The 21,138-nt window shown below is 72.3% G+C and carries 22 protein-coding genes, 1 tRNA gene and 1 other RNA gene; 12 read left to right on the top strand and 12 right to left on the bottom strand.

Going from position 1 to position 21,138, the window contains the following annotated elements; genetic code table 11:
* Nucleotides 1-19: 19 nt before the first annotated feature.
* Genes ACFCVM_RS05340 through pucL form a run of 6 tightly spaced genes read left to right on the top strand, consistent with a single transcriptional unit; the run spans nt 20 to nt 5,316 of the window.
* Nucleotides 20-1,312, top strand: a complete 1,293-nt coding sequence (locus ACFCVM_RS05340) for a DUF6986 family protein (protein WP_375834787.1) — start codon at nt 20-22, stop codon at nt 1,310-1,312.
* Nucleotides 1,313-1,351: 39 nt separating this feature from the next.
* A complete protein-coding gene (locus ACFCVM_RS05335; protein ID WP_375834785.1) occupies nt 1,352-2,164 on the top strand; it encodes a bifunctional allantoicase/(S)-ureidoglycine aminohydrolase in 813 nt (270 codons plus the stop codon).
* Between the two features lie 20 nt (nt 2,165-2,184).
* Entirely contained in the window at nt 2,185-3,564 is a 1,380-nt protein-coding gene (gene allB / locus ACFCVM_RS05330) for an allantoinase AllB (RefSeq protein WP_375834782.1), read from the top strand.
* Nucleotides 3,561-4,058 carry a 2-oxo-4-hydroxy-4-carboxy-5-ureidoimidazoline decarboxylase gene (gene uraD, locus ACFCVM_RS05325; protein ID WP_375834780.1) on the top strand — a complete coding sequence of 166 codons (498 nt, stop codon included), beginning with the start codon at nt 3,561-3,563 and terminating at the stop codon, nt 4,056-4,058. The genes allB and uraD overlap by 4 nt, the downstream gene beginning before the upstream one ends.
* Nucleotides 4,055-4,396 carry a hydroxyisourate hydrolase gene (uraH, locus tag ACFCVM_RS05320; RefSeq protein ID WP_375834777.1) on the top strand — a complete coding sequence of 114 codons (342 nt, stop codon included), beginning with the start codon at nt 4,055-4,057 and terminating at the stop codon, nt 4,394-4,396. The genes uraD and uraH overlap by 4 nt, the downstream gene beginning before the upstream one ends.
* A 20-nt stretch (nt 4,397-4,416) precedes the next feature.
* Nucleotides 4,417-5,316 carry a factor-independent urate hydroxylase gene (pucL, locus tag ACFCVM_RS05315; RefSeq protein WP_375834774.1) on the top strand — a complete coding sequence of 300 codons (900 nt, stop codon included), beginning with the start codon at nt 4,417-4,419 and terminating at the stop codon, nt 5,314-5,316.
* 43 nt (nt 5,317-5,359) lie between these two features.
* On the opposite strand, the gene ACFCVM_RS05310 is transcribed toward pucL, so the two are convergent.
* From ACFCVM_RS05310 to glp, 3 genes are read right to left on the bottom strand one after another with little or no spacing between them, the layout of a single operon-like run.
* Nucleotides 5,360-5,638, bottom strand: a complete 279-nt coding sequence (locus ACFCVM_RS05310; protein ID WP_375834772.1) for a DUF6457 domain-containing protein — start codon at nt 5,636-5,638, stop codon at nt 5,360-5,362.
* Nucleotides 5,635-6,366 (bottom strand): molybdenum cofactor guanylyltransferase, encoded by a 732-nt coding sequence (locus ACFCVM_RS05305; protein WP_375834770.1) that lies wholly within the window; start codon nt 6,364-6,366, stop codon nt 5,635-5,637. Before ACFCVM_RS05305 ends, ACFCVM_RS05310 begins: the two co-directional genes overlap by 4 nt.
* Nucleotides 6,363-7,613 (bottom strand): gephyrin-like molybdotransferase Glp, encoded by a 1,251-nt coding sequence (glp, locus tag ACFCVM_RS05300; protein WP_375834767.1) that lies wholly within the window; start codon nt 7,611-7,613, stop codon nt 6,363-6,365. The genes ACFCVM_RS05305 and glp overlap by 4 nt, the downstream gene beginning before the upstream one ends.
* Nucleotides 7,614-7,757: 144 nt before the next feature.
* Here glp and ACFCVM_RS05295 point away from each other — a divergent pair, with 144 nt between their 5' ends.
* Both ACFCVM_RS05295 and menC read left to right on the top strand, forming a co-directional pair.
* A complete protein-coding gene (locus ACFCVM_RS05295) occupies nt 7,758-8,570 on the top strand; it encodes a hypothetical protein (protein ID WP_375834765.1) in 813 nt (270 codons plus the stop codon).
* A 5-nt stretch (nt 8,571-8,575) separates the two neighbouring features.
* Nucleotides 8,576-9,796, top strand: coding sequence for an o-succinylbenzoate synthase (gene menC, locus ACFCVM_RS05290; protein ID WP_375834763.1), 1,221 nt, complete (start codon nt 8,576-8,578; stop codon nt 9,794-9,796).
* Between the two features lie 28 nt (nt 9,797-9,824).
* On the opposite strand, the gene ACFCVM_RS05285 is transcribed toward menC, so the two are convergent.
* From ACFCVM_RS05285 to ACFCVM_RS05275, 3 genes are read right to left on the bottom strand one after another with little or no spacing between them, the layout of a single operon-like run.
* Complete coding sequence (locus ACFCVM_RS05285; protein ID WP_375834761.1) at nt 9,825-10,679, bottom strand: aminoglycoside phosphotransferase family protein; 855 nt, start codon at nt 10,677-10,679, stop codon at nt 9,825-9,827.
* Nucleotides 10,676-11,911: a DNA polymerase domain-containing protein gene (locus ACFCVM_RS05280; protein WP_375834759.1), complete on the bottom strand. Its 1,236-nt coding sequence runs from the start codon at nt 11,909-11,911 to the stop codon at nt 10,676-10,678. Before ACFCVM_RS05280 ends, ACFCVM_RS05285 begins: the two co-directional genes overlap by 4 nt.
* Before the next feature lie 48 nt (nt 11,912-11,959).
* Nucleotides 11,960-12,886: a helix-turn-helix domain-containing protein gene (locus tag ACFCVM_RS05275; protein ID WP_375834757.1), complete on the bottom strand. Its 927-nt coding sequence runs from the start codon at nt 12,884-12,886 to the stop codon at nt 11,960-11,962.
* Nucleotides 12,887-13,015: 129 nt separating this feature from the next.
* On the opposite strand from ACFCVM_RS05275, the gene ACFCVM_RS05270 reads away from it, so the two are divergent.
* The 4 genes from ACFCVM_RS05270 to ACFCVM_RS05255 are packed head-to-tail and all read left to right on the top strand — an operon-like array spanning nt 13,016 to nt 16,639.
* Nucleotides 13,016-13,471 carry an SRPBCC domain-containing protein gene (locus ACFCVM_RS05270; RefSeq protein ID WP_179550790.1) on the top strand — a complete coding sequence of 152 codons (456 nt, stop codon included), beginning with the start codon at nt 13,016-13,018 and terminating at the stop codon, nt 13,469-13,471.
* Between the two features lie 49 nt (nt 13,472-13,520).
* On the top strand, nt 13,521-14,000 hold the full coding sequence (locus tag ACFCVM_RS05265; protein WP_375834754.1) for a hypothetical protein: 480 nt from the start codon (nt 13,521-13,523) through the stop codon (nt 13,998-14,000).
* A 54-nt stretch (nt 14,001-14,054) separates the two neighbouring features.
* Nucleotides 14,055-15,917 carry a helicase HerA-like domain-containing protein gene (locus ACFCVM_RS05260; protein ID WP_375834752.1) on the top strand — a complete coding sequence of 621 codons (1,863 nt, stop codon included), beginning with the start codon at nt 14,055-14,057 and terminating at the stop codon, nt 15,915-15,917.
* Nucleotides 15,918-15,973: 56 nt separating this feature from the next.
* Complete coding sequence (locus ACFCVM_RS05255) at nt 15,974-16,639, top strand: GNAT family N-acetyltransferase (protein ID WP_375834749.1); 666 nt, start codon at nt 15,974-15,976, stop codon at nt 16,637-16,639.
* Here the strand turns inward: ACFCVM_RS05255 and ACFCVM_RS05250 are convergent.
* The 6 genes from ACFCVM_RS05250 to ACFCVM_RS05225 form a co-directional block, all read right to left on the bottom strand.
* Entirely contained in the window at nt 16,629-17,237 is a 609-nt protein-coding gene (locus ACFCVM_RS05250; protein WP_375834746.1) for a hypothetical protein, read from the bottom strand. The two genes, ACFCVM_RS05255 and ACFCVM_RS05250, sit on opposite strands and share 11 nt — an antisense overlap.
* A gap of 160 nt (nt 17,238-17,397) precedes the next feature.
* Nucleotides 17,398-17,482 (bottom strand) — tRNA-Ser (locus tag ACFCVM_RS05245).
* Nucleotides 17,481-17,577: signal recognition particle sRNA small type (ffs, locus tag ACFCVM_RS05240), an RNA gene on the bottom strand. The genes ACFCVM_RS05245 and ffs overlap by 2 nt, the downstream gene beginning before the upstream one ends.
* A 44-nt stretch (nt 17,578-17,621) precedes the next feature.
* The gene (locus tag ACFCVM_RS05235; RefSeq protein WP_375834744.1) at nt 17,622-18,590 is read right to left on the bottom strand and encodes an NAD-dependent epimerase/dehydratase family protein; all 969 of its coding nucleotides are present in this window, start codon (nt 18,588-18,590) and stop codon (nt 17,622-17,624) included.
* A complete protein-coding gene (locus tag ACFCVM_RS05230) occupies nt 18,587-19,570 on the bottom strand; it encodes a bile acid:sodium symporter family protein (protein ID WP_375834741.1) in 984 nt (327 codons plus the stop codon). Before ACFCVM_RS05230 ends, ACFCVM_RS05235 begins: the two co-directional genes overlap by 4 nt.
* The gene (locus ACFCVM_RS05225; RefSeq protein ID WP_375834739.1) at nt 19,567-20,988 is read right to left on the bottom strand and encodes a flavin-containing monooxygenase; all 1,422 of its coding nucleotides are present in this window, start codon (nt 20,986-20,988) and stop codon (nt 19,567-19,569) included. Before ACFCVM_RS05225 ends, ACFCVM_RS05230 begins: the two co-directional genes overlap by 4 nt.
* Between the last annotated feature and the right edge of the window lie 150 nt (nt 20,989-21,138).

Raw genomic sequence — 21,138 nt, 5'->3', positions numbered from 1 at the left:
GTCACAGCGAAGATGGGCCATGGCCCACGTCCGCAGCACACGTGCCGCACCCGTTCCGCGCACCGCGCTCACTGCGGCCGACCTCGCTGCCGTCGACCGACGCCTCGCCGCGACCGACGCACTGCTCGAGCGCGCCTACCCCGGCGACGACGGCTCGCGCCAGCCCGTGCACACCGTGTACGTCCCCGCCGATCGGTACGGCGCGGGCCTGCCGGGGGAGTGGGGCGCCGCCGCGCTCGCCGCCGCGGAGTCCGCGGGCGGCCTCGAGGCGCTCGCCGAGCGAGTCGGCGTCGAGCGATCGCTCGTCGACGTCGTGGTGCCCGCCGTACGCGACAAGCTCGAGCGGGAACCGATCGAAGACCTCCGCCTCGACTTCGAAGACGGCTACGGCGATCGGGGCGACGAGGTCGAGGACTCCGACGCCTGGCGCCTGGCGGAACGCGTCGCCGCGGCCGTCGCGGCCGGGCTCGCGCCGCCCTTCATCGGCGTGCGCGTGAAGAGCTTCGAAGCGCCGACACGGGCGCGGGGCATCCGCACGCTCGATCTCTTCGTGAGCACCCTCGTCGCTCGCGGCGAGCTGCCGGGCGGTCTCGTGCTCACGCTGCCGAAGGTCTCGACGGTCGCCCAGGTCGAGGCGATGGCGGAGGTCGCGGCCGCCCTCGAGCGCGCGCACGGACTGCCCGACGGCCGACTCCGCTTCGAAGTGCAGGTCGAGACGCCGCAACTCGTGCTCGGCTCCGATGGCGACTCGCCGCTCGCGAAGCTGCCGACCGCCGTGCCGGGCCGCATCAGCGCGCTCCACTACGGCACCTACGACTACAGCGCGTCGCTGCAGATCTCGCCGGCGAACCAGTCGATGGAGCATCCGGTCGCCGACCACGCCAAGGAGGTCATGCGGCTCGCGGCGGCGGGCACCGGCATCCGGCTCTCCGACGGGTCGACGAACATCCTCCCGCTCGGCGACCGCGCCGAGGAGGCCTGGCGCCTTCACGCGCGGCTCGTGCGCCGGTCGCTCGACCGCGGCTTCTATCAGGGCTGGGACCTGCACCCCCACCAGCTTCCGACCCGCTTCATCGCGACCTACGCGTTCTTCCGCGAGGGGTACGCCGAGGCATCCGGGCGCCTTCGCGGCTACCTGGGCGGCGCGGCCGGCGCGGTGCTCGACGAACCGGCGACGGCACGAGCGCTCGCCGACTTCGTGCTGCGCGGCGTCGAGTGCGGCGCGCTCACCGAGGCCGAGGTCGTCGAAGACGTCGGCGTCGATCGACGCGCACTCGCCGCGATCGCCCACCCGAGACTCGCGAACGGCTGAGCGGATGCCCCGGCGCCGCTCCAACGACAAGGAATCCCCATGAGCTACTTCTCGCCGCAGGGCGGACTGCCCGCCCAGACCGCACTCCTCACCGACCGGGCGATCGTGAAGGAGGCGTACACGGTCATTCCGAAGGGGGTGCTCCGCGACATCGTGACGAGCAAGCTGCCGGGGTTCACCGAATCGCGGTCGTGGATCCTCGCTCGACCGATCGCGGGCTTCTCGACGACGTTCTCGCAGCTGATCGTCGAGATCGGCCCGGGCGGCGGTGCCGAGCGACCCGAGCAGGAGGACGCCGTCGAGGGCGTCGTGTTCGTCACCACCGGTTCGCTCACGCTCGTGCTCGACGGCGCCCGGCACCTGATGGGCCCGGGCGGGTACGCCTACGTCGCTGCGGGCGCGGCGTGGTCGCTCGCGAACGACGGCGACGGGCCCGTGACCTTCCAATGGATCAGGAAGGCCTACGAGCCGGTCGACGGCATCGCACCGCCGGGCTCGTTCGTCACGCGCGACCAGGACATCGAGCCGCGCGAGATGCCGGGCACGAACGGGGCGTGGGCGACGACCCGCTTCGTCGACCCCGACGACCTCTCGCACGACATGCACGTCAACATCGTGACGTTCCGGCCGGGCGGCACGATTCCGTTCGCGGAGACCCACGTCATGGAGCACGGGCTCTTCGTGCTCGAGGGCAAGGGCGTCTATCGGCTGAACGACGACTGGGTGGAGGTCGAGGCGGGCGACTTCATGTGGCTTCGGGCCTTCTGCCCGCAGGCGTGCTACGCGGGCGGGCCGGGTCCGTTCCGCTACCTGCTCTACAAGGACGTGAACCGGCAGATCCGGCTCTCGTGAGCGTCGGGGCGGGTGCAGCGATGCAGGAACAGCAGGTCGGTGCGCCGAGTGCCGAGGTCGGGCCGTTCGATCTGGTCATACGGGGAGAACGGGTGCTGCTCGGCGACGCGTTCTCGCCGGTCGAGGTCGCGGTGCGGGGCGGCGTCATCGTGCGCATCGCGCCGCTCGGCGCTGCCCTCGGGGGCTCGCGCATCGTGCAACTCGCCGACGACGAGGTCCTGATCCCGGGCCTCGTCGACACGCACGTGCACGTCGACGAGCCCGGCCGCACGGAGTGGGAGGGATTCGAGTCGGCGACTCGCGCCGCGGCGGCGGGCGGGGTGACGACCATCGTCGACATGCCGCTCAACAGCATTCCGGCCACGACCTCGGTCGCAGCGCTCGATGCGAAACGTCGCGCCGCTGAGGGGCGGGTGTTCGTCGACGTCGGCTTCTGGGGCGGCGTCGTGCCGGGCAACCTCGCAGAGCTCGGGCCGCTCGCGAGCGAAGGGGTCTTCGGGTTCAAGTGCTTCCTGCTCGACTCGGGGGTCGACGAGTTCCCCGCGATCACCGCCGATGAGATGGAGGCCGCGATGGCGGTGCTCTGCGCGACCGATTCGCTGCTCCTCGTGCACGCCGAGGACGCGCAGCTGATCGGTGCGGCGCCGCACCCGCACAGCACCCGGTACTCCGACTTCCTCGCATCGCGACCGCGCGAGGCCGAAGACTCGGCGATCGCCGACGTGATCGATCGCGCCACGCGCACCGGCGCTCGCGCGCACGTGGTGCACCTGAGCTCGGCGGACTCGCTCGGCCGCATCGCCGATGCCAGGCGGGCAGGGGTGCGGCTCTCGGTCGAGACGTGCCCCCATTACCTCACGCTCACCGCCGAGGAGATCCCGGCCGGCGCAACGGCCTTCAAGTGCTGCCCGCCGATCCGCGAGGCGGCGAATCGCGACGCCCTCTGGAGCGGCCTCGAGTCGGGCGCGATCGACTTCATCGTCTCCGACCACTCACCGGCGCCGGCCGAACTGAAGTTCGCGGGTCACGGCGACTTCGTCGAGGCATGGGGCGGGATCGCCTCCCTCCAGCTCGGGCTGCCGCTCGTCTGGTCGGGAGCCCGCGAGCGCGGCATCCCGCTCGAACAGGTCGTCGAGTGGATGTCGGGTGCACCTGCGCGTCGGGTCGGCCTGACGGAGAAGGGCCGCATCGGCGAAGGCGCCGCGGCCGACTTCGCCGTCTTCGCGCCCGATCAGACGTTCACAGTCGAGGCGGCGGCGCTCGAGCACCGCCACGCGGTGTGCCCCTACGATGGACGCGAACTCTCAGGAGTGGTTCGGGCGACGCTGCTCGCGGGGCATCCGGTCGACCGGGCCGCGGCGCGGGGTCGACTGCTCCGCAGGGACGGGATCGAACGATGAAGCTCGAGGATTTCAACGGACTCGACCGCCGAACGGCGATCGCGGCGCTGCGTCCGTGCCTCGACATCCCGCGCTGGAGCGATGAGCTCGCCGACGGCCGGCCGTACGTCTCGGTCGCCGAGCTCGTCTCGGCGGCCGACCGGGCCGCAGCGCCGTTCACCGCCGAGGAGATCGACGGCGCCCTCGCGCACCATCCGCCCATCGGCCGGCGGGCCGTGGGCGCGACCGCCGAAGCGAGCCTGTCGCGGAGCGAGCAGTCGGGCGTCGACCCTGACGACACCGCGGTCGGCGCCGCGCTCGCGGCGGGCAACCTCGCGTACCAGGAGCGGTTCGGTCGGGTCTTCCTGATCCGTGCCGCCGGCCGGTCCGCGAGCGAGATGCTCGCGCTGCTCGACGAACGCCTCACGCACTCGGCCGCCGACGAAGACGTCGTCGTCGCCGAGCAGCTGCGCGAGATCGCCGTACTCCGACTGAAGGGACTCATCACCGCATGACCGCCTCCCAGATCACCACGCACGTGCTCGACACGACCGTCGGTCGACCGGCAGAAGGCATTCGCGTCGAGCTGTTCGTGCGCGCGGCATCCGGCTGGAGCCTCGTCGGCTCGGATACGACCGACGCCGACGGCCGTGCGACGGGACTCGGCCCGGCTTCGGTTCCGGTCGGCGAGTATCGCCTGCACTTCGATACGGGCGGCTTCTTCGCCGCCCGCGGCGTCGACACGTTCTTTCCCAAGGTCGTGCTCCACTTCGACGTCGCCGACGACGGGCGGCACGTTCACGTGCCGCTCCTGCTGAGCCCCTTCGCCTACTCGACCTACCGGGGGAGCTAGGCCCGATGGATGGAGACACCATGCCCGACCGAGGGATCGTGCTCGGACCGAACCGGTACGGCAAGGCCGAGGTCCGCGTCGTCAAGGTCACCCGCGACACCGATCGCCACGAGATCGAGGACCTCAGCGTCACGTCGCAGCTGCACGGCGATTTCGCCGCGGCGCACCTGTCGGGCGACAACTCGCACGTCATCCCGACCGACACGCAGAAGAACACGATCTTCGCGTTCGCGCGCGACGGCGTGGGCTCGCCCGAGGCGTTCCTGCTCCGCCTCGCCGATCACTTCACCTCCTCGTTCGCGTGGGTCGACGGCGGACGTTGGGAGGCCGAGAGCTACGCATGGCAGCGCATCGTGTCGCACGGAGCGCCGCACGACCACGCCTTCGTTCGGTCGGGGCAGGGGACGCGCACGGCCGTCGTCGTCGCCGACGGCGACGAGCGTCACGTGCTCGGCGGGCTCAAGGAGCTCACGGTGCTGAAGACCACGCAGTCGGGCTTCGAGGGCTTTCCGAGGGACCGGTACACGACCCTGCAGGAGACGGCCGATCGGATCCTGGCCACGGATGTCGCGGCCCGCTGGCAGTACGTCGGCACCGACGTCGACTACAACGCGGTGTACGAGAGCGTGCGGGGGCTGCTGCTCGAGGCCTTCGCCGAGCGATACTCCGCCGCCCTGCAGGCGACGCTCTTCGAGATGGGCGCTCGCGTGCTCGAGGTGCACCCCGAGATCGGCGAGATCCGCTTCTCGATGCCGAACAAGCACCACTTCGTCGTGGACCTCGCCCCGTTCGGGCTCGACAACCCGAACGAGGTGTTCTACGCGGCCGACCGGCCGTACGGACTCATCGAGGCCACGGTCATGCGCGACGGGCTCGCGCCCGCGCCCGCGGCATGGGAGGGCATCGCCGGTTTCTGCTGATCCGGCGCGTCGCCGGAACGATCTGCGCCGTCGGCGCGGCCGCTCAGGCGTCCGGCATGCCCAGCTCGGGCCAACGCGCGGCGAGCGCACCGGCCTTCGCCGAGAGTTCTTCGATCGAGCCCTTGCCTGCGCCGGCGGCGAGGCCCACGAGCAGGGTGCTGAGCGGGCCTGCCGGCCGGGCGACGCCGTGCGCGACCTCGCGGGTGAGGTCGAGCACCTCGCCGATCGAGACGCCCGAAGCGTCGATTCCGAGTTCCGCGGCGAGGGCGGCGACCCATTCGTCGAGTTCGCCCGGCGTCGCCTGGGCGGTTGAGTCGTTCATTCGGGTCCTCTCGGGTTGCGATTCGAGGCCGCGGCGGAGCGAGCGGATGTCTCGCGCGCGCGTCGGAGGTCGGCCCACGTGTCGACGTCGGCGGCGAGGCCGTCGACGTCGTCGATGCGGTCGAGGCGGAGCCCTCCGACGAGTGCCCCCACCGATGCATCGCCCACGGCACCGAGCCGGGCGAGCGCGCCGTCGAGCCGGGCGCGGCGATAGACCGCGGCGAGCCACTGCGGGCGTCCGTCGTCGAGGCAGATGCCGTCGATCCCGCCGCCCGACGGCGAGTCCGTCGCCGCTCGTGCGGCGTCGGCCAGTGCGGCGGCGACGGCATGCGCATGAGGGAGGTCGCACGAGAGCACGAGCACCCACGCGGCATCCGACTCGCCACGCGGTTCGGCGTCGGGCAGCGCCTCGAGCGCGGCGGCCACGCCGGCCACCGGGCCCCCGAACGGCGGATCCTCGCGCCGGGAGATCGCCGGGGGAGCGACGAGCCCTGGCGGCCCGGCGACGACCGTGCGACCGGCGCCGGCCGCGACCGCGGCGGCGACGGCGAGATCGACGAGACGGACGCCGCCCACCTCGAGCTCGGCCTTCGGGGTGCCGCCGAGCCGGCTCGAGCGGCCGCCCGCGAGGACCACCGCGTCGAGCGTGAACGCCCTCGCGCGAGCGCCGGGCCCTCGGGTGGGTGCTGCACCGGGATCCGTGCCGGGCTCCGGGCTCGGCCGGGTCATCCGTCGACCAGCACGATCTGCACCTCGTCGCCCGCGCGCACCTCGTCGATGCCCGTCTCGACGATCGCGAAGCCGTCGGCCGCGGCGAGTCCGCCGACGAGGTGCGAGCCCGAACCGCCCTCGGCGGCCGGACGCACCCGCAACCCGCGTCGGCTCGCACCATCGGCGTCGTCGTCGATCGCGATCGGCATGTACTGCCGGCGGGCGACGGGGCTGCGCCAGCCGGCCGCGGCGACCGCGGCGAGGCGGCGGCGCTGCGTGCGCGCAGCTCCGCGGAGCAGCTGGAGCGCCGGCCGCACGAACGCCTCGAACGACACCGCCACCGCGACGGGATTGCCGGGCAGGCCGAAGACGATGATGCCGCCCGGCAGCGTTCCGAACGCCTGCGGGCTGCCGGGCTGCATCGCGACGGAGTGGAAGTCGACGCTGCCGAGGGGCTCGAGGGCCGTGCGCACGATGTCGTGATCGCCGCGGCCCACTCCGCCCGAGAACACGACGAGATCGGGGCGCTCGGCGACCGCCCCGGCGAGCGCCGCGGCGAAGGCATCGGCGTCGTCGGGCGCGTGGTCGACTCGAACGACCGTGCCGCCGGCCTCGGTCACGAGCCCCGCCAGCAGGACCGAGTTCGATTCGGGGATCTGCCCGCGTCGGAGCGGGGTGCCGGGATCGACCAGCTCGCTGCCCGTCACGATGACGGCGACCCTCGGCGAAGGGCGCACGGCCAGTTGCGAGTGGCCGGCCGCGGCGGCAGCGGCGAGACGGGCAGCGGTCAGGACCACCCCTGCCTCGATGAGCGCCCGCCCCGCCGCGACGTCCTCGCCGGCGCGACGGATGTGTGCGGCCGGCTTCGGCGCCGCCGTCACTCGGACCGAGCGGGCACCGGAGTCGGTGTCCTCGAACGGCACGATGGCGTCGGCGTCGGACGGCACGGCTGCGCCGGTCATGATCCGCACCGCCTCGCCCGGCCCGATCGTGGGGTCGAGCGTGCTGCCGGCCGCCACCTCGGCGACCACCGACAGGGTCACCTGGCGGTCGGGTTCGGCGCCCGCGACATCCGCCCGGCGAACCGCGTACCCGTCCATGGCGGAGTTGTCGAAGGCGGGGATGGGCAGCCGGGCCTCGAGCGACGCCGCGAGCACGAGTCCGCCGGCGTCGGCGAGCGGCACCTCGAGCGCGGCGAGCGGGCGGATGCGGGCGAGCACGTGCCCGAGATGGGCCTCGACCGACTCGTTGACCCCGCGGCTCATGCGCCCCGCCCCATGCGCTTCGAGTCCATGCGCCAACGTTACCGGGGCTCGGGAGGCCGTCGGTTCCCGCACAGAGCGGCGATGAGGCTCCCGCAGCCGCGCCGCTGCACGCTAGCGTCGAGCCATGGAGCAAGGTCGGCAGGCATGATCGAGGTGCATCCGAGGGCCGTGGCCGGGTGGCGGGGTGCGATCGAGCTGGCGGATGCCGCCGATGCCCACGCCGGTGTCGAAACGCGCCAGGCCGCCGGCGGCGAACTCGACGAGATGCTCGCCCGATTCGAGGCGACCTGGGGCGAGGGGCGAGGGCCCGATCGCTCGATGCTGCAGGCGCTGGCGCACGCCGGCGGCACGCTGCTCGTCGCGGTGCCCCTACGACCCGCGGCGGGCACCGGAGTCCTCGGCGCCGCCCTCGGCTTCCTCGGCTGGGAGGGCGGCCTCCACCTGCACTCGCACATGAACGCCGTCTCCCCCGCGGCCCGGGGGCGCGGCATCGGGCTCGCCCTCAAGCTCCGCCAGCGCGTGATCTGCCTCGAGCACGGCATCGACGAGATCCGCTGGACGTACGACCCGCTCATCCGTCGCAATGCCCGCATGAACCTCGTGCGGCTCGGCGCCGAGGTCATCGCCTACCACCCCGACTTCTACGGGCGGCTCGACGACGCGATCACGGGCGCCGACCGCAGCGACCGCTTCGAGGTGCGCTGGCGCCTCGACTCCGTGCGCACCCACCGCGCGCTCGCCATGCGGCCGCAGCCGACCTGGTCGGCCAGGGGCGGCCTCGCGCTCGATCCCGACTTCGAGCGACTGCGAGCGGATGCCCCCGCCGACGCGGCCCGACTCCGCGAGCGCTCGCGCGACGCCTTCGCCGCGCTCGCCGACCCCGAGCTGCGGCCCGAGCTCGACGCCGCAGGCGACTACGTCTTCACGAGCGACGACCCCGACCGGGAGGCCGAATGACACCCATGACCGGAACACCGACCACGCCGGCCGCGCAGTCGGCCCCGACACCGCGCATCGAGGCGATCGAGCTGCATCGCATCGAGGTGCCGCTCGTGCGCCCCTTCGAGACGAGCTTCGGCCGGGAGACCGTGCGGGAGGCGCTGCTCGTGCGGGTTCGCACCGACGCGGGCGACGGCTGGGGCGAGTGCGTGGCGGGCCGTGATCCGTTCTACTCCTCGGAGTACGTCGGCGGCGCGGCATCCGTCATCGAGCGCTATCTCGCGCCGGCGCTGCTCGACGCGCCGTCGGCCGGAGCCGCTCACATTGCGCTCGCGGGCGACGCCCGCTCGGTCGGCGTGCCGCTCGCGGCGTCCGTCGCGCCGGCGCTCGCCTTCGTCTCGGGCCATCGCATGGCGAAGGGCGCCATCGAGGCGGCCGTGCTCGACGCGGAGCTGCGCGCACAGGGGCGGTCGATGGGCGAGGCGTTCGGCGCGGTGCGCGACTGGGTCGACTGCGGCGTCTCGGTCGGCATCTCACCGACGCTCGAGGAGCTGCTCGACGAGGTCACCGGCTACCTCGAAGAGGGCTACCGGCGCATCAAGCTGAAGATCAAGCCCGGCTGGGACCTCGTGCCCGTCGCCGCGGTGCGCGAACTCATGGGGCCCGACGGCCTGCTGCAGGTCGATGCGAACACGGCGTACACTGCCGACGACATCCCGCTGCTCGCGAGCCTCGACCCGTTCGGGCTGCTGCTCATCGAGCAGCCGTTCGCCGAGGAGGACCTCGCGACGCATGCGCTGCTCGCGAGTGCGTGCGAGACGCCGGTCTGCCTCGACGAGTCGATCCTCGACGCCGCGACGGCGGTGGACGCGATCGAACGCGGGGCGACCTCGGTCGTCAACATCAAGCCGGGGCGCATGGGCGGGTACCTCGAGGCGCTGCGCGTGCACGACGCGTGCCGTGCCCTCGACGTGCCGGTGTGGTGCGGCGGCATGCTCGAGACCGGCATCGGTCGCGCGGCGAACGTCGCCCTCGCAGCCCTGCCCGGCTTCGTGCTGCCGGGCGACACCTCCGCGTCGTCGCGCTACTACGCCGACGACGTCACGGAGCCGTTCGTGCTCGGCACGGGCGAGCACCGCGGGCAGCTGCGGGTACCGGGTGGCCCCGGCACCGGTGTCGCGGTGCGCGAGGAGCTCGTGCGCGAGTGGGCGAGTGCGGAAGCGGTCGTGCTGACGCGCCGCTGACGCACCCCTCCGGCGTTTGCCGGGGAGGTCAGTCGGCGAGGAGCGTGGCCGCGCGCTCGCCGATCGCCGCGGCGGACCCCGCCCGCCCCGGGTCGTCGTCGAGCGCGAACCAGGTCGACGAGAGCGCGCACCACGCGACGAGCCACTGCGCGAGCCGTGACCGCTCGATGCCGCTCGCCTCGGCGACGACGCCGAACTGGCGTTCGAGGCGGCCGGGGCGCAGCGCCCGCTCGGGCGACGGGTTGCAGAGCAGGTTGCAGTAGTCGAAGCCGGCTTCGCCGACGAGTCCCTTCGGGTCGATCGCGAGCCAGCCGCGCTCGCCGAAGTCGAGCACGTTGCCGTGGTGCAGGTCGCCGTGCAGCACGACCGGGTCGCGCGGGTCGTCGAGGAGCGCCGCCGCGATGTCGGCGCCGCGGCGGTGCTGCGCGCCGAGTCCGTCGGCCGCCGCGAAGAGCTCGCGGAACCAGGTCGGCAGATCGACGAGTTCGGGCGGGTCGGGGCGTTCGAGCACGAGAGCGGATGCCCCGTGGATGCGGCCGGCCGCCGCGCAGATCGTGCGGCTCGCCTCGTCGTCGCGGCCCTCGGCCACCATCCGCACCAGGTCGCGGGTTCCGGTCGCGCGCTCGAGGAGCAGCGCTTCGTCGCGATGGGCGAGCACATTCGCGGCGCCGTGGCCCTCGAGGGCGACGAGGAGCTCGGCGCCGCGCTCCTCCTCGTCGACCTGCGCGAGCTTCAGCATCGCCGGCGCACCGTCGCTCGTTCGCACGGGGATGAGCCGGCTCGACGCCGTCGTCATCGGGTCGCCGTCGGGGCGCAGGTGCCAGCGCCGCAGCCACGCGGCATCGCCGGCGAATCCGGGGTTCACCGGGCCGAGGTCGCTCACGGGCGATTCCACTCCTTGCCGGCCCACGGGTCGTAGTCGATCTCGAGCGGCTCCTGCTCGGGCCGCTGCGCCTCGGGCACGTGCTGCAGGTTCACCCGGATGCGGTACCAGAGCGACGAGCTGCCGCGCATGCCGTCGACGAGCAGGTCGGCGGGGTGGAGGAGCGCGACGACGTCGGAGTGCCTCGCCTTCCAGCGCTCGAGCCCCTCGAGCGCCTCGGGCTTCGTCTCGGCACGGGCGATCTCGATGAGGGGCATCGTCGAGGCGCGGCGCCCCGAGCCGTCTGAGGACTTCGGCGGCTTCTCGGCCGGGCCGAGCTCCTCGGCGAGGGCGAGCAGCCCGTCGAGCCTGCCGACGGTGTCGTCGATGCCGGCAGCGGGGTCGCCGCGCTCGGCGAATCGCTCGAGCACGCTCGCCACGGTGAATCGCTCGGGGTGGCTGCCGCGCACCTCGCTCCAGTCGAGCGCCGTCGAGACGCGCGCGTCGGGCAGCGGCCGGATGGAGTACGCCGAGGCGACGGTGCGATCCTTGGCGTTCTGGTTGAAGTCGACGAAGACGCTCTCGCCCCGCTCCTCCTTCCACCACCTCGCCGAGGCCATGCCGGGAGCCCGGTTCTCGACCTCGCGCGCGAGGGTCTCGGCCGCGAGCCGCACCTCGCGGTAGTCCCACCGCGGTTCGATGCGCACGTTGATGTGCAGGCCGCGGGAACCCGAGGTCTTCGGCCAGCCGACGAGTCCATGGTCGGCGAGCACTTCGCGGGCGACCATCGCGACGTCGATGATCTGCGCCCACTCGACGCCCGGCATGGGGTCGAGGTCGACGCGCAGTTCGTCGGGGTGGTCGAGGTCCTCGGCTCGCACCGGGTGGGGGTTGAGGTCGAGGCAACCGAGGTTCACGACCCAGGCGAGCGCTGCGGCGTCGCGGATCACGACCTCTTCGGCCGAGTTGCCCGAGGCGTAGTGCAGCGTCGCGGTCTCGATCCAGTCGGGCCGCTTCTCGGGGGCGCGCTTCTGGAAGAACGCCTCCTGGTCGATGCCCTTCACGAAGCGCTTCAGCACCATCGGCCGCCCGCCGGCGCCTCGCAGCGCCCCCTCGGCGACGGCGAGGTAGTACCGTACGACGTCGAGCTTCGTCAGCCCCGGCTCGGGGAACACCAGCTTGTCGGGGCTGCTGATGCGCACCTCGCGGTCGTCGATCTGCAGCACCTCGGCCGTCGACGCCTTGGGGCTCACGCTCTCCACACTAGGGCGCTGCGCCCGCGAAGGGGAGGGCGGTTCCCTTCAGCCGGGGGGCAGGGGTGCCGCCGACGACTCGGCCGCTGCCGCAGCCGCGAGAGCGTATCGGCGCGGGGTCTCGCCGATCACGGCCCGGAACTGGCGCGTGAAGTGCGCCTGATCGGAGAAGCCGAGGTCGGCGGCGAGCTCGGCCAGCGACGGCGGCTCGGCCGCCGCGAGCGCCTGCGAGGCCTCCTGCATGCGATAGCGCCCGATGAGCCACTTCGGCGTGAGTCCGAGTCGGCCGCGGACGAGCCGTTCGAGTGCGCGAAGGCTGAGCCCCGACGCCGCGGCGAGCGACTCGGCGCGCACGATCGTACGGTCGGTCTCGGCGAGCTCCACGACCTGCCGCAGGAGCGCGGCATCGTCGTCGAGCTCGATGCGCTGGGTGCGGAACCAGGCCTCGAAGCCGGCGATCGCGGATGCCTCGTCGCCCGCCCCGACCGTTGCTCGCACGTGCTCGGCGAAGCCGGCGGCGTCCGTCGCCCGCAGCGCATCGAGCGGGACCGACGAGCCGACGATCTCGCGGACGGGGCAGGGCGCGAGGCGGTGCGCGACGCCGGGTTGCAGCAGCACGCCGAACGCCCAGCCCTCGCCCTCGAGGCGCTGGCGACTGCGCCCGAGCTCGGGTCCGTAGAGGGCTGCCGCGTGCGGCTCGACGACGAGGTTCGCCGACGGGTAGTCGAGCACGCCCTGCTCGACGACGATGCCAGGCGGCAGCCGCCAGCGGGGGATCCAGATGTGTCGCACGAGCCCCTCGAGGTCGGCGCTCACGGCGTGGCGGGTCAGGCGTACCGGCGCATCGAGCGAGTCGGCCTGTTCTGCGGCGCGGCCCGCGAGCGGCGCGATGCCGGGTTCGCCCGGACGGCCGGCGAGCACGCCCTTCACGGCGGCGCCGGCACGCGAACGCCAGTAGTTCTCACCCGTCTGCATGGGCCCAGTCTGGCGAGCCCCACCGACGTCGCCCGCGGTCCGGCGGCGCGTCGCGTTTGTGCAAGACGCGGATACCGGGGCATCCGTAGCGTCGATGCCGACCACCGGAAAACCACCACAGGAGGACACATGCCCGACTTCGAGATGACCCTGTTCGTCGCTGCAGACCCCGCCCGCGTCTGGGACGCGATCACCGGGGAGGAGGGCAGCCGGGCCGTGATGTGGGGCTCGGCGCTGCAGGGCGAGCTCGTGCCCGGCGCTCGCTACGAGTACGTCGGGCCAGGGCAGGACGGCGACGAGACCGTGCACGTCTACGGCGAGGTGCTGCAGGCGGAGCCGAGCGCGATCCTGCAGCTCACCGAGCACCCAGGGCCCACCTACCGGGAGAACCACGCCGAGCTCCGCAGCCGCATGACCTGGCGCCTCGAACCGGCGGGGGAGTCGCTGACGAAGCTCACCTTCACGAACGACGAATGGAGCGAGGGCCACCCCGCCGAAGCCGAGACCTCCGACACCTGGCCGCTCGTGCTCTCGAGCTTCAAGTCGTGGGTCGAGACCGGCAGGGCGTTGCCGTTCCCCTCGTGACCCCGCGCGGAGTAGGTTGATGCCACCACTGGTCGGCGAAGGAGGCACCATGGGGCGAGAACCCGCGTTTCGGATCGTGCGCTGGGAGCTCAAGGTGCTCTACATCGTCGTCGCGTGGATCGTGGGATACGCGCTCGCCGACCTGCTCCGCCGGCTGGACGCGGCAGAGATCGTCATCGGCATCGTCACCCTGGTCTTCGACGTCGTCGCCTTCGCGCTCGCGGTGCGGATCTTCCGCGGGCAGGGTGAACCGATCGACCCGCCCCGGGCGTGGTGGCGCATGACCGGTTGGCGGCCGCTCAGCCGCCGGCTCGGAGTCATCTTCGGCGCGCTCGCGGCATTCAGCCTGGTCTGCGTCGTCGGCGAGACCGTGGGAGCCGTCGAGCCGGCGAGCGAGGCCTTCGGCTGGCTCGGACTGACGCTGCAATACGGGGTGCTCTGTCTCCTCTACCTGAACTCCGCGGCCCACATGACCCGCCTCGGGATCTCGAAGCCCGAGCGCCTGCGCCCGACCATCCGGCTGACGTAGCGCGGCGAGGTGCGGTGCCGAGCTCCTCGGCGGCGCGAGCCGTAGGATCGCAGCATGGCTGACGACGCGGTGAAGCAGGCTCAGGAGGCGGCCGCTGCGGCCGCCGAAGCGGCGAAGGCGCTGCAGGCGCAGGCCGAGGAGGCGATGCGCAAGGCGGAGGAGGCCGCGGCACTCGCGAAGGCTGCGGCCGAGGCCGCGACGACGGCGACGGATGCCGCGGCGCCCGCCGCAGCCGACCCGGCGCCCGAGTCCGCGCCTGCGGCGCCCGCGGCCGAGGCATCCGGCCCGCTCGACCAGGCCCAGGTCGACGCGATCCGCGCCGGCTACGCGCTCGAGGGCGCAGCGCTCGAGATCGGCGCGCTCGTCAACGGCGAGGCGCTGCCCGACGTGCCCGTGCGCATCCCGCTCGCGATGACGAACCGTCACGGGCTCGTCGCGGGCGCGACCGGCACCGGCAAGACCCGCACGCTGCAGGTGCTCGCCGAGCAGCTCTCGGCCAACGGCGTCGCCGTGTTCGCCGCCGACATCAAGGGCGACCTCTCGGGCGTCGCGACGCCGGGCGAGGGCAACGAGAAGCTCCTGGCGCGCACCGCGGGCATCGGCCAGCAGTGGAGCCCCGCGAGCTTCCCGACCGAGTTCTACTCGCTCGGCGGCGTCGGCCGGGGCGTGCCGATCCGTGCGACGATCTCGGGCTTCGGCCCGCTGCTGCTCTCGAAGGCGCTCGGCCTGAACGAGACGCAGGAGTCGAGCCTCGGCCTCGTCTTCCACTACGCGAACGCGAACAATCTCGCGCTGCTCGACCTCGAAGACCTGCGGGCCGTGCTCGCCTACCTCGTCAGCGACGAAGGCAAGCCCGAACTCGAGGGGCTCGGCGGCCTCTCGAAGGCGACCGTCGGGGTGATCCTCCGCGAGCTCATCACCTTCGCCGACCAGGGCGCCGACGTCTTCTTCGGCGAACCCGAGATCGACACGGCCGAGTTCCTGCGCGTGGCGCCCGACGGCCGCGGCGTCATCAGCCTGCTCGAGGTGCCCGGTGTCGCCGACAAGCCGGCGCTCTACTCGACGTTCCTCATGTGGCTCCTCGCCGACCTGTTCACCGACCTGCCCGAGGTCGGCGACCTCGATCAGCCGAAGCTCGTCTTCTTCTTCGACGAGGCGCACCTGCTCTTCGCCGACGCCTCCAGGGACTTCCTCGCCCAGATCACGCAGACCGTGCGACTCATCCGCTCGAAGGGCGTCGGCGTCTTCTTCGTGACCCAGACCCCGAAGGACGTGCCGGCCGACGTGCTCGCCCAGCTCGGCTCGCGGGTGCAGCACCAGTTGCGGGCGTTCACGCCCGACGACGCGAAGGCGCTGCGCGCGACGGTCTCGACGTACCCGAAGTCTGGCTACGAGCTCGAGGAGGCGCTCACCCAGCTCGGCACGGGCGAGGCCATCGTCACCGTCATGAACGAGAAGGGCGCGCCGAGCCCGGTGGCATGGACGCGGCTGCGCGCCCCGCAGGCGTCGATGTCGCCCTCGCCCGACGCCGCGATCGACGCGGCCGTGGCCGCATCGCCGCTCACCGCGAAGTACGGCACCGGCATCGACCGCGAGTCGGCGCACGAGATCCTCACCAAGAAGCTCGCGGATGCCGCTGCGAAGGTCGACGCAGAGGAGGCGGCAACGGCCAAGGCGAAGGCCGATGCCGAGTTCGAGAAGATGCAGGCGAAGATCCGAGCGGATGCCGCGAAGGCCGACAAGAAGGCGCAGGCCGAGTACGACCGGCTCATGAAGCAGACCTCGGCGACGTCGCGATCGCGCTCATCCCGCTCGAAGGAGAAGTCGGCGCTCGAGCAGGTGCTCGGCTCGAAGACCACGCAGAACGTGCTGACGAGCGTCATCACCGGCATCTTCGGCATGGCCAAGCGCAAGTAGACGCTCGCCCCGCCGGGCGCACGAGCACGATCGTCGTCGTGCGGGAGGATGGACACGTGCCAGAGATCCGCCAGTACCATGCCGCCGACCGCGACCAGGTCGCCCGCATCTGCCTGCTCACGGCGGCCGGCGGCGGTGACGCCACCGGGGACTACTCCGACGACTCGCTGATGCCCGAGGTGTTCGCGCTGCCCTACGTCGACTACGCCCCCGAGCTCGCCTTCGTCGTCGCCGACGGCGAACGGGTGCTCGGCTACGTGATCGGCGTGGCCGACACCGCCGCCTTCGTCGAGTGGTGGAAGCGGGAGTGGGCGCCGGGGTTCGCCGAGCGGCATCCCGAACCAGGCGCCCCGACGGGGCATGCGCCGCGATTCACCGAGGCGCAGCTCGTCGAGGCCGGAACCTCGCCCGAGCGGATGCTCATCGACGAGCTCCGCGAGTACCCGGCGCACCTGCACATCGACCTGCTGCCCGAGTTGCAGGGGCGCGGGTTCGGGCGCCGTCTCATCGACACGCTCCGAGCGGCGCTCGCAGCGCGAGGCGTCCCAGCGGTGCACCTCGGCATGGATGCCGCGAACACGGGTGCCAGAGCCTTCTACGACCGGCTCGGCTTCCACGAACTGCCCTCGAGTCGCCCGGGTTCGCCGCTGCTCGGCATCGCGACGGGCGACGCCGCCCCGTCGACCGACGCGGGGGCGGCCGGCGCGGCGGTCAGCGACTGAGCGAGCGCCGCTCGAACCAGTAGAGCAGGCGCGGATTCGACTCCCGCAATTCCGCGAGCGTCATCGGCTCGGACCCGATCGTCTCCTCGACGCCGAGCACCTCGGCGACCTGATCCATCGTCGGCTCGTCCCAGAACCGGCCGCGCATGCGGAACGCGCCCCTGCCGGTGCGTTCGACGACGAAGAGCTCCTGCGTCGTGTCGAGGCTGTTCGTACGGTAGAGCTGCACCCGCAGCACGCCGGCGACGTCGCGTGCCGCAACGGTCGAGACGCCGCCGAAGAAGCCGCGCTCGACGATGCCGTACCGGCTGATCGATGCGTTGGCGCGGCGGTAGCCGATCCATGCGACGAAGATCGCGCCGACGACGACCGCGGTCGTCGCTCCCATGACGGGCCACGCCTCGCGCGAGTCCATCAGCCAGACCTCGGCCGCCAGCACCGGCAGCGCGAGCGCGAGGAGCGGCAGCCCGACGCTCCGTCCGAGGGAGCGGCGTGGCCTCAGGGTGAATACCCTGAGGCCCTCGCCCCCTACTGCCGCCGCCTCGATGGAGGAGCCCCCTGCGTCCCCACTCCTCAGTTCCATCGCCGCCGCTGACATCTCTCACATCATGGGCGTCGCACCGGAATCGCGCCATTCCGCATTAATGAGGACACGGGTGCGACCGGGCGAGTCGCGGGGTCCGCGAGCAGTGCGGAACACCGGCCGGGAAAAGAAGAACGGCCCCGACGTATCGGGGCCGTTCTTCATGGATCTACCGCGGAGGATGGGGGATTCGAACCCCCGAGGGCTTTCACCCAACACGCTTTCCAAGCGTGCGCCATAGGCCACTAGGCGAATCCTCCCGGGGACTCCTCACGCACCCGCCAGAGCCCGGTTGCCCTTGCTGCGTTTCCGCCCTGGGGGAGTTGGCCTGGATGGCGCCACGTGAGGAGCCGGAGACAGTCTACCCGAGCGAGAGGGGCGTCTTGACCGCGGCCGGGTTCAGCGGGCCGATGACGCGACGCGGCGGGCCGCCCGGGCGGCGAGGAACGCCTCGAAGGCCTCCCGGCTGGTCTTGGCCGGAATGAAGCCGAGCTCGGCCTTCAGGCGCGAGTTGTCGAGCACCGGGCGATAGCGAAGGAACCCCACGCGCTCGGGACCGTGCACCGTGAGCCGGGTCGCGTGGCCGAGGCGGAGCGCGAAGGTGAGCGCCGACGCCGGCACCGTGATGGTGCGCTTGCCGAGGGCCGCGGCGATCTCGGAGACCGTCATGCGACCGTCGCCGGCGACGTTGAACGCGCCCGTGACCTGGCCCGTGGCGCCGCGCACGATGGCACCGACGACGTCGTCGACCCAGACGAAGACGAACGGGCTGTCGGAGCCGCGGATCGCGAGGATGCGCGGGCCGTCCCAGAGCGCCGTGATCTGGTTCGACACCGATGGGCCGAGGATCGTGCCGATGCGGAGCACCACCTGCCCGAGCGCCGGGTGGGCGACGCGGTACGCCGCGAGCATCTCCTCGACGAGGCGCTTGTGGCGCGAGTAGCTGAACTCCTCGTTGCCGCGGATGCCGTCGGTCTCGACGAGCCACTCCGGGTTGTCGGCGTGGTAGCCGTAGGCCGCGCCCGACGACGAGACCACCATGCGGCGAACGCCGAACGCGACGGCGGCGTCGAGCACGTTGCGGGTGCCCTCGACATCGACGCGGTACTCGACGTCCTCGCTCAGTCCGCCGGGGTTCACGATCGCGGCGAGGTGCACGATCGTGTCGATGCGGTGCTCGCGCACGACCGCGGCGACGTTCGCGGCATCCGTCACGTCGCAGTGCAGGGCGACGACGCCGGCAGGCGGCTTCGCGGGCGTGCGCACGTCGCCGGAGACGACGAGCTCGACGTCGGGATGCCCGGCGAGGGCGTTCACGGCGCTCGATCCGAGGAACCCGGCGCCGCCGGTGACGAGCACCCGCCTCATGCGGTGGGCTCGGCTTCGCTCGTCGCGGCGCCCTCCGAGCGGGCGGTGTCGGGCGAGGTCGTCGCGACCGCCGCTGCGGCATCCGCTCGCTTCGAGTGCCGCGCCCACAGGGTCGCGACCGTGAGCCCGGCGATGATGTCCCAGATGCCCCACCAGCCGGCGACGACGGCCATGCCGCCGAGCCCGCCGAAGAATGCGAAGACGAGGCCGAGGCCGAGGCCGGCGTTTCGGATGCCGACCTCGAAGGTGATCGCCTTGCGGTCGCGCACCCCGAGGCCGCCGATGCGGGCGCTCGCGTAGCCGAGCCCGAGCGCCACGGCGTCGTGGAGGAACACCGCGAGCAGCACGACCCCGATGAACGCCATGAAGATCGCCCAGTTGCCGATGAGCGCCGCCGCGATGAAGCCCACGAGCCCGAGGAGGCTCACCCAGCGCGCATACGGCTGCACCTTCGCCGCGAAGCGGGGCCATCGGGCGCGGATCAGGAGCCCGGCGAAGAACGGCACGCCGATGATGAGGAAGATCTCGAGGAGCATCTGCCAGCCGTTGAGGCTGACGGCGCGCACGAGTTCGCCCGCGGTCGGGTGCAGGCCGCCCCAGAACGCGAGGCTGACCGGCAGCAGGAAGATGTAGACGACGTTCGAGACCGCCGTCATCGAGACCGAGAGGGCCACGTTTCCGCCCGAGCGGTAGGTCAGCACCTGCGAGATGTTGCCCGGCGGACAGCAGGCCACGAGGATCATGCCGAGCGCGATCGACGCCTGCACGTTCAGGAGCAGTGTCAGCCCGAAGGTCACCGCCGGGAGCAGGATGATCTGCGCCGCGAGCGCGATGATCATCGCCTTCGGCGCCTTGGCCACGGCCTTGAAGTCGGATGGCGCGGTGTCGAGCGCGATGCCGAACATGATGAGGCCGAGCACCACGTTCAGGGCGATGAGCGAGCCGGGGGCGAAGTTCAGGACGACGTCGTCGATGTTCATGCGGTGCCGCTCTCGGTCCGGGTGGTCGGGTCGGTGGCCGCCGTCGTCGCGTTCGTGCTCGCTGCGACGGGACTGGCCGGGAGGAGCGGGCCGCGCTCCGAGGTCGGCGGCAGCGTGCCGAGCAGGCGCTTCACGGTGCGCCGGTACGCGTCCTTGTTGACGTAGTACGACATGCGGTCGAGGCCGAGGTAGTCGTAGCCGCCGGTGAGGTCGGGCCACGGGGCATCCGCTCGCCGCCGGAACCGGGCCGCGGCCTCGGGCGCGTCGCCGGTCGCGGCGAGGTAGGCGGCGATGAGCTCGGCCTGCTCGTACCTGCCCTGCCAGCCGATGCCCGACGCCTCGATCATGCCGAGCACGAAGAGGCCGTTGAACGACGGCGGGAAGACGTTCATGAAGAGCGACGGCGAGGCGCCCTCCCAGTTCAGGTGCGAACGCTCGACGAACGGGTAGTCGAGCCGGTAGCCCGTCGCGAGCACGACCAGGTCGTAGTCGCCCGACGAGCCGTCGGCGAAGTGCACCGTGCCGCCGTCGAAGCGGTCGATGTCGGGAACGACCCGCAGGTCGCCCTGGCCGAGGTGGTTCAGCACCATCGTGTTCACGATCGGGTGCGACTCGTAGATCTTGTAGTCGGGCTTCGGGAAGCCGAACCTCACCGGGTCGCCCGTGAACGCCTGCAGCACGCGGCGGTCGATGAACTGCTTGATGCGCGCCGGCAGCGGGCGCCCCTGGTTCAGGGTGTCCGACGGGCGGCCGAAGAGGTAGCGGGGCACGAAGTAATAGCCGCGGCGCACGCTCAGGTCGACGGATGCGGCGTGGTGCACCGCATCGACCGCGATGTCGCACCCGGAGTTGCCGGCGCCGATGATGAGCACGCGCCTGCCGTCGAACGTCTTCGCCGACTTGTAGGCGCTCGTGTGCATGACCTCGCCCGTGAACTCGCCGGCGAAGCCCGGCACGTTGGGCTCGGCGAGCGTGCCGTTGGCGAGGATCACGCCCGAGTAGTCGCCCGTGATGGTCTCGCCGTCGGCGGTGACGGCGGTGACCCGCCACCGCGGTGCTCCGGGCCCGGCGCCGCGCTCGGGAGCGGGCAGCGGCGAGACATCCGTCACCCGGGTCTCGAAGCGGAAGCGCTCGCGCAACCCGTAGGCGTCGGCGTAGGCGCGGAAGTACTCGAGCAGCTCGCGGTGGCTCGGATAGTCGGCGGCCCCGGCCATGGGGAACTCGGCGAACTCCGTCGTCGTGCGGCTCGAGATGAGGTGCGCGGACTCGTACATGGTCGAGCGCGGGTTGTCGATGTTCCAGAGGCCGCCGACGTCGGGGCCGGCCTCGAATCCGTCGAATGGGATGCCGGCGCGGCTGAGCGCTCGCGCGCCGGCCAGGCCGGACGGGCCCGCTCCGATGAGGGCGATGTGGTTCACAGGTGGGTGTCTCTGTTCGGGTCGCGCCGCTGGGGGAGTCGGCACGGCACATCGATGTGCCCGAACAGCATAAGCGAAGACTGCTCGGGTTTCGTTCGCGGTGCGTGGCCGTGCCCGACCATAGGGTGGGACGACGACGAATGAGGGGGA

This window comes from Agromyces sp. NPDC056389, assembly GCF_042262385.1.
Lineage (GTDB): Bacteria > Actinomycetota > Actinomycetes > Actinomycetales > Microbacteriaceae > Agromyces.
Note: the sequence above shows the minus strand (reverse complement) of the source record. Positions and strands in the feature narration are given on the sequence as shown.